This is a genomic window from Thauera linaloolentis 47Lol = DSM 12138, from assembly GCF_000310205.1.
GTDB lineage: Bacteria > Pseudomonadota > Gammaproteobacteria > Burkholderiales > Rhodocyclaceae > Thauera > Thauera linaloolentis.
In genome coordinates this window covers 1-7,400 of record NZ_AMXE01000122.1, presented here as the reverse complement: position 1 = coordinate 7,400, position 7,400 = coordinate 1, and the positions used below count along the sequence as shown (strand labels likewise).

Annotated in this window: 5 protein-coding genes and 1 riboswitch; of the genes, 3 read left to right on the top strand and 2 right to left on the bottom strand. The window is 69.2% G+C overall.

Translation table 11 applies throughout. The features are described 5' to 3' along the window. Positions 1 to 50: 50 nt before the first annotated feature. On the bottom strand, positions 51 to 2,915 hold the full coding sequence (locus tag C666_RS17945) for a ribonucleoside-diphosphate reductase subunit alpha (protein WP_004346663.1): 2,865 nt from the start codon (positions 2,913 to 2,915) through the stop codon (positions 51 to 53). 191 nt (positions 2,916 to 3,106) lie between these two features. Next, a riboswitch (cobalamin riboswitch) is annotated at positions 3,107 to 3,317 on the bottom strand. A gap of 205 nt (positions 3,318 to 3,522) precedes the next feature. Between C666_RS17945 and C666_RS17940 the strand changes: the two genes are divergently transcribed. After that, positions 3,523 to 3,957: a YeeE/YedE family protein gene (locus tag C666_RS17940; protein ID WP_004346662.1), complete on the top strand. Its 435-nt coding sequence runs from the start codon at positions 3,523 to 3,525 to the stop codon at positions 3,955 to 3,957. Positions 3,958 to 3,967: 10 nt separating this feature from the next. Then, positions 3,968 to 4,384, top strand: a complete 417-nt coding sequence (locus C666_RS17935) for a DUF6691 family protein (protein WP_004346660.1) — start codon at positions 3,968 to 3,970, stop codon at positions 4,382 to 4,384. Between the two features lie 8 nt (positions 4,385 to 4,392). On the opposite strand, the gene pdxH is transcribed toward C666_RS17935, so the two are convergent. Continuing rightward, the gene (pdxH, locus tag C666_RS17930) at positions 4,393 to 5,040 is read right to left on the bottom strand and encodes a pyridoxamine 5'-phosphate oxidase (protein ID WP_004346659.1); all 648 of its coding nucleotides are present in this window, start codon (positions 5,038 to 5,040) and stop codon (positions 4,393 to 4,395) included. 140 nt (positions 5,041 to 5,180) lie between these two features. Between pdxH and C666_RS17925 the strand changes: the two genes are divergently transcribed. Next, on the top strand, positions 5,181 to 7,400 hold a 2,220-nt coding region (locus C666_RS17925; protein WP_051020028.1), incomplete at its 3' end, for an ATP-binding protein.

The following is a 7,400-nucleotide window of genomic DNA, read 5'->3' as shown; positions in this document are numbered from 1 at the left end:
GGGGGCGCCGCGGCTGGGGGTGTCCCAGTCGTTGAAGTTGAGCGCGCTCATTATTGGCAGGCCTCGCAGTCGGGATCGAGGATGGAGCATGCCTTGGGCGCACCGCCGCCGTAGTGGGCTGCGGGGCCGGCATCCGGCTGGACCGTGGCGGCGGTGCCGCCGGCGCTGGTCTTCTCCATCGCGGTTGCGCCCAGCGTGCGCAGGTAGTAGGTGGTCTTGAGGCCGCGCAGCCACGCCAGGCGGTAGAGTTCGTCGAGCTTGCGGCCCGATGCGCCGGCGACGTAGAGGTTCAGCGATTGCGCCTGGTCGATCCATTTCTGCCGGCGCGAGGCGGCCTCGACCAGCCAGTGCGGGGCGATTTCGAAGGCGGTGGCGTAGCGTTCCTTGATGTCGGCCGGGATGCGCTCGATCGGCGCCAGCGAACCGTCGAAGTACTTGAGGTCGGAGGCCATGACCGGGTCCCACAGCCCGCGCGCCTTCAGTTCGCGCACCAAGTGGGCGTTGACCACGGTGAATTCGCCCGACAGGTTGGATTTGACGTACAGGTTCTGGTAGTCCGGCTCGATCGAGGCCGACACGCCGACGATGTTGGAGATGGTGGCGGTCGGTGCGATGGCGACGCAGTTGGAGTTGCGCATGCCGTGGCGCGCGATGCGTTCGCGCAGCGGCGCCCAGTCGAGCGCCGACGAGCGGTCCACCTCGAGCAGCGCGCCGCCTTCGCTGGCGCGGCCACGCGCTTCGGCCAGCAGCGCGAGGCTGTCCTGCGGCAGGATGCCCTTGTCCCACAGGCTGCCGCGGAAGCTGGAGTAGCGGCCGCGCTCCTCGGCCAGCTCGGTCGAGGCCCAGTAGGCGGCGTGGCAGACCTGTTCCATGGCGCGGTCGGCGAATTCCACCGCGGCGTCCGACGCGTAGGCCAGCCCCATCAGGTGCAGGGCGTCGGCGAAGCCCATGATGCCCATGCCCACCGGGCGGTGGCGCAGGTTGGCGGTGCGGGCCTTGGGGGTGGCGTAGTAGTTGAGGTCGACGACGTTGTCGAGCAGGCGCATCGCGCTGCGCACCGTGCGCTGCAGCTTGTCGTGGTCGAGCCGCCAGGTGTGGCCGCCGTCGCCGTCGTCGTCGCGCACCAGGTGCGCGGGCAGGTTGACCGAGCCGAGGTTGCATACCGCAGTTTCAAGGGCCGAGGTGTTGAGCGTGATCTCGGTGCACAGGTTGGAGCTGTGCACCACGCCGACGTGCTGTTGCGGCGAGCGCAGGTTGCAGGCGTCCTTGAAGGTGATCCACGGATGCCCGGTCTCGAACAGCATGGTCAGCATCTTGCGCCATAGCTGTACCGCGGGCAGCTTCTTGCTGAGGCGGATTTCGCCGCTCGCGGCGCGCGCCTCGGCGGCGGTGTAGGCGGTCTCGAAGGCCTGGCCGTACAGGTCGTGCAGCTCGGGCACGTCGGAGGGCGAGAACAGCGTCCATTCGGCGTTGTCGAGCACCCGCTTCATGAACAGGTCCGGCACCCAGTTGGCGGTGTTCATGTCGTGCGTGCGGCGGCGTTCGTCGCCGGTGTTCTTGCGCAGTTCGAGGAATTCCTCGATGTCCAGGTGCCAGGTTTCCAGGTAGGCGCACACCGCGCCCTTGCGCTTGCCGCCCTGGTTGACCGCCACTGCGGTGTCGTTGACCACCTTCAGGAAGGGGATCACGCCCTGGCTCTGGCCATTGGTGCCCTTGATGCGGCTGCCCAGCGCGCGCACCGGCGTCCAATCGTTGCCCAGGCCGCCGGCAAACTTCTGCAGCAGGGCGTTTTCCTTGATCGACTGGTAGATGTCTTCCAGGCTGTCGGCGACCGTCGTCAGGTAGCACGACGACAGCTGCGAATGGCGGGTGCCGCTGTTGAACAGCGTCGGCGTGCTGCTCATGAAGTCGAACGATGACAGCAGCAGGTAGAACTCGATGGCGCGCGCCTCGCGGTCGATCTCGTCGAGCGCCAGGCCCATCGCCACGCGCATGAAGAAGGTCTGCGGCAGTTCGATGCGCTTGTCTTCCACGTGCAGGAAGTAGCGGTCGTACAGTGTCTGCAGGCCGAGGTAGTCGAACTGCAGGTCGCGCTCGGGCTTCAGCGCCGCCGCCAGGCGTTCGAGGTCGAAATCGGCCAGCCGCGGGTCGAGCAGCTCGGCATCGATGCCGCGGCGGATGGCCTGTGGGAAATACGCCTCGTAGCCGGCCGACGGGCCGGCCATGTCGGCCTGCGAGGCTTCATGGCCGAGTACCTCGACCCGCACGGCGGACAGCAGCAGGCGCGCGGCGACGCGGCTGTAGTCGGGTTCGCGCTCGATCAGCGTGCGCGCGGCCAGCACCAGCGACTGGCGCACGGCGGCGATGGGAACGCCGTCGTAGAGGTTGTGCAGGGCGTGTTCGAGCACGAGCTCCGGCGAGACGTCGACCAGGCCGTCGCAGGCTTCGCGGCACACGGCCAGCAGGGCGGCGCGGTCGAGCGGGCGGCGCTGTTCGCCATCGACGACGTGCAGGGCCGGGGCCGTGCCGGGCGCGTCCAGGGATGCGCTCTTCTGCGCGGCGCGCTCGGCGGCGCGGCGTTCGCGGTAGAGCACGTAGGCGCGGGCGACGTCGTGTTCGCCCGAGCGCATCAGCGCCAGTTCGACCTGGTCCTGGATGTCCTCGATGTGCAGCATGCCGCCGTCGGGCAGGCGGCGGGTCAGGGCGCCGACGGCGACGTCGGTCAGGCGGGCGACGAGGTCGCGCACGCGCGAAGAATCCGCGCCCTGGCGGCCCTCGACGGCGAGGAAGGCCTTGCTCATGGCGACGGCGATCTTGCTTGGGTCGAACGGAACCACCGCGCCGTTGCGGCGGATGACCTCGAAGGATGCCAGTTGGGGGTCGATGCTATGGATGGAGGCGGGATGTCTGTCCACGGGATGTCCTGGCTGGATGCGGGTGATGGGGGTGTTCAGGCGTCGGCGAGGACGGGGTGGACCACTGGCCGGCACGGGCGAGCGCCATCCGCACGGCTGCGCCATGCGGTGTTGCTGTGCCGTCAGGAAAGCAAACAAGCGAAATGGTGTGAGCCATGCCTCTTGTCAGGGACACCCCGCCCCAAACCGTTAAGAAGTGGATGCGCATGGCAGGTCTTCTGGCTCTCGGGTCGCCATCTTGCGCCAGCCTTCCCGGAATCTATCCAGTGGCGTGAGAAGGACGCAGGACTCGCCGATTACAGCTGCGGGGGCAGCTCCGGGATTCGCGCGCGGGCGCGGCACCGGATTCCCTTTTCATGCCCGCCGGCAGAGCGGCAGGCAACCATGGGCAACGCTGGATTATCTGCCTTCGATGTCCGGGGGGCAAGGGCTTGACAGCCGCCGAAGCAGCAGGGTGTCATCGATCTGCCGCCCTTGCGCCGAGTGGCGGGAGATGGGCAGGAGACGGGTTCAAACAAAAATCATAATTTGCTAATATACTCCCGCTTCGGCGGTTTGCCTGGCGAGCCGCCGGTTCTTCCATTTCAATCAAGCTGACTTCCGACTCATGAATATCGACTGGGCTCATTTCACTCCGGGTACGGCCCTTGCCGGCGGCGCGCTGCTCGGGCTGGCGGCGGTGCTGCTGCTGGCGTTCAACGGACGCATCGCCGGCATCAGCGGCATCGCGGGCGGGTTGCTGCAGCGTGGCGCCCCCGGCGACAAGGCATGGCGGCTGGCCTTCGTGCTGGGCCTGGTTGCCGCGCCCATGCTGTACCAGGTGTTCGCCGCGCTGCCCGAGATCGTCATCGAGGCCGATTGGGGGATGCTGGCGGCGGCGGGCCTGCTGGTCGGCTTCGGTTCGCGCTACGGCTCGGGCTGCACCAGCGGACATGGCGTGTGCGGCCTGTCGCGGCTGTCGCCGCGTTCGCTGGTGGCCACGCTCACCTTCATGGCGACCGGCTTTGCCGCCGTGTTCGTCGTCCGCCACGTGCTGGCCTGAGGGGGGCGCCATGAAAACGATCGTCGCTTTCCTCGTGGGCCTGCTGTTCGGCATCGGCCTGATCGTCGCCGGCATGAGCAATCCGGCCAAGGTGCTGGGCTTCCTGGACCTTGCCGGGGCATGGGACCCCTCACTGGCGCTGGTGATGGGCGGCGCGGTGGCGGTGGGGCTGGCGGGCTTCACGCTGGCGCGCGGCCGCAAGGTTTCGCTGCTCGGGGAGCCGATGCAGATTCCGACGAAGCGCGGGATCGACCGCCCGCTCGTCACCGGCAGCGCCTTGTTCGGCATCGGCTGGGGGCTGGCGGGCATCTGCCCGGGGCCGGCGCTGACGCTGCTGGGCACGGGCGCGCCCAAGGGCCTGGTCTTCGTGCTGGCGATGATCGCCGGCATGGCGCTGTTCCCGCTGCTCCAGCGCCGGAGCCGATAGGCGGGCGCCTATGGCGCCAGCCGCTGCCGCTGCCAGGTACCGTCGTCCTGCAGCCGATAGGCGATGCGGTCGTGCAGGCGCGACGTGCGGCCTTGCCAGAATTCCCAGTAGTCGGGCAGCAGGCGGTAGCCGCCCCAGTGCGGCGGGCGGGGCGGGTTGAGGCCGAACTTGAGCCCGTAGTCGGCCGCGCGCGCCACGATCACCCCGCGTCCGTCGATGACCTCGCTCTGCGGCGAAGCCCAGGCACCGATCCGGCTGCCGAGCGGGCGGCTGGCAAAATAGCGGTCGGACTCTTCGGCCGAAACCTTTTCCACCCGGCCTTCGATGCGCACCACGCGCTCCATCTCCACCCAGTGGAACTGCAGCGCGGCGAAAGGCCGGGCCTCCAGTTCGCGGCCCTTGCGGCTGTGGTAGTTCGAGTACCAGACGATGCCGCGTGCATCGCAGCCCTTGATCAGCACGATGCGTGTCGATGGGCGGCCGTTCTCGCCCACCGTGGCGACGGTCATGGCGTTGGGTTCGGGGATGCCGCGCGCGAGGGCTTCCGACAGCCAGGTTTCGAATTGCTGCTGCGGCGCGCTGGCCGCTTCGCGTTCGTCCAGCGTGCCTTGTTCATAGCTCTTGCGCAGGTCGGACAAGGGAGGGGTCGTGCTCATTCTGAATCTCCAGCGGACGCCGCCGCGACGCCGGGATTGTACGCCGCGGCGGGCGCTTTCCCGCCCAAATGCCGGATAATCGGGCCTCGCCCCGACAACAGGCGCTGCCTGGCCGCGCAGGCCGCATGGCGCCCGCCGACATGACCATCGCCCCCGCTTCCCTGCCTGCAGCCACTGGCGGCACCCGCCGCCAGTGGCTGCGTTTCGTGTTGCCCCTGCTTGCGCTGTCCGTGCTGATCGGCGTCATCGGCACCGTGGGCTACCGTTATCTGGGCGACGAGATCCGGCGCGAGACGCACCGTACGCTGGCCGTCATCGCCGAGCAGAAGCGCCAGCACATCGAGGATTGGCTGCAGAAGGCGCGGGTGGACGCCGAACTTTATTTCTCCGGGCATTCGCAACTCGAGACCTTGTTCGGGCAGTGGCTGGAAGGTGGGCGGCGTGATGCCGCCGTGCTCGGGCGCATGCAGGGGTTGATGGAAGAGGCGATTCGCGCGCGGGGCTGGGAGGGCGTGGCCGTGATCGATGCCGATGGCGAACAGGCGTTCGTCGTCGGCGACGCCGACAGCCGCGCGCATGGCGCACACATCCGCGATGTGCTGCGCGAGCCGCGCGTGCTGCTCGTCGACCTTTATCTGAATGAACGCGGAGAGGCCCGCTATGGCGTGCTGGCGCCCATCGGCCAGCCCGGCGCCGCGCCGCGCGGCGTGGCCTATCTGACCTGGCGTGCCGGCGAGACGCTGTTCCCGATGGTCGAAGCCTGGCCGGTGCCGACCCGCTCCGCCGAGACCTACCTCGTGCGCAAGGACGGGGCCGGCGTGCGCTTCCTGACTCCGTTGCGGCACCAGAAGGATGCGGCCCTGGTGTTGACGCTGCCCTTGAGCGATACCGGCGTGCCGGCAGCGCGGGCGGCACGCGGCGAATCCGGCATCCTGGCCGGCGGGCGCGACTACCGCGGCGTGCCGGTACTGGCCTATGCAGCGGCGGTCCGCGGCACGCCGTGGCTGATGCTGGCCGAGATCGACGAACGCGAGGCCTATGCTGGCATCCGCACGATGACCTGGGCCATGGCGCTGGTGATGGGCCTGGGCCTGCTGCTGGTGTATTCGGCCGGCTACCTGCTGTGGCGGCGCGATCTGCAGCGCCAGGAACTGCTCGCGCTGCAGGCGCGGCAGGCGGCCGAGGCGCGTTTCCGCGTGATGTTCGAGCAGGCGCCGCTGGGCGTGGTGCTGCTCGATTCATGCAGCGGACGCATCACCGAGGTCAACCAGCGCTTTGCCGACGTCGTCGGCCGCCGCCCCGCCGAACTGGTGGGCCTGAGCCCGCTGTCCTTCACGCATCCCGACGACGTGGATGAAACCACCGGGCAGCTCGCCCGCCTGAGCGCCGGCGAGATCGCCGGCTACCGGCTCAACAAGCGCTACCTGCGCCCCGACGGCTCGGTGGTGTGGGTGAGCCTGAGCTTCGCGCCGGTGAAGGTTGCCAACGAACAGGCGCCGCGCCATCTCGGCATGGTCGAGGACATCACCGCGCGCAAGGAAATGGAGGAGAAGCTGCGCGTGAGCGAAGCCCGCCACCGCCAGCTCGCGGACGAGGCCGCCGCCGCCAACGCGGCCAAGAGCGAATTCCTCGCCCACATGAGCCACGAGATCCGCACGCCGATGAACGCGGTGCTCGGCCTCGCCCAGGTGCTGGCGCGCGAGCCGCTGTCGGGTAGCCAGCGCGACATGGTGGAGCGCATCCGCAGCGCCGGGCAGTCGCTGCTCGCGATCCTCAACGATGTGCTCGACCTGTCGAAGATCGAGGCCGGGCAGTTGCGCATCGAGCCGCGTGCCTTCGACCTCGCCGCGCTGCTGGCGAGCCTGGACAGCCTGATGGGCCAGGCGGCGCACAGCAAAGGGCTCGTGCTGCGCGTGCAGATGCCGTCGCCGCCACTCGGCCCCTTGCTGGGCGATGGCCTGCGCCTGGAGCAAGTGCTGTTCAACCTGGTCGGCAACGCGATCAAGTTCACCGAGCGCGGCGAGGTGGCCTTGCGGGTGCGCGTACTCGAATCGGACGCGGAGGGCGTGCGTCTGCGCTTCGAGGTGCGCGACACCGGCATCGGCATCGCGCCGGAGGTGCTCGGCCATCTGTTCGCGCCCTTCATCCAGGCCGACGCCGGCATCGGGCGGCGCTTCGGCGGCACCGGCCTGGGGCTATCGATCTGCAAGCGCCTGGTCGAGCTGATGGGAGGCACGATCGGCGTCGACAGCCAGCCCGGCATCGGCAGCACTTTCTGGTTCGAACTGCCGCTGCAGCGCGCGGCCGAGGGCGAGGCGCCCGCTGCCGGCGGTGCCCGGCCGGCAGCGCCCGGGCCGCGC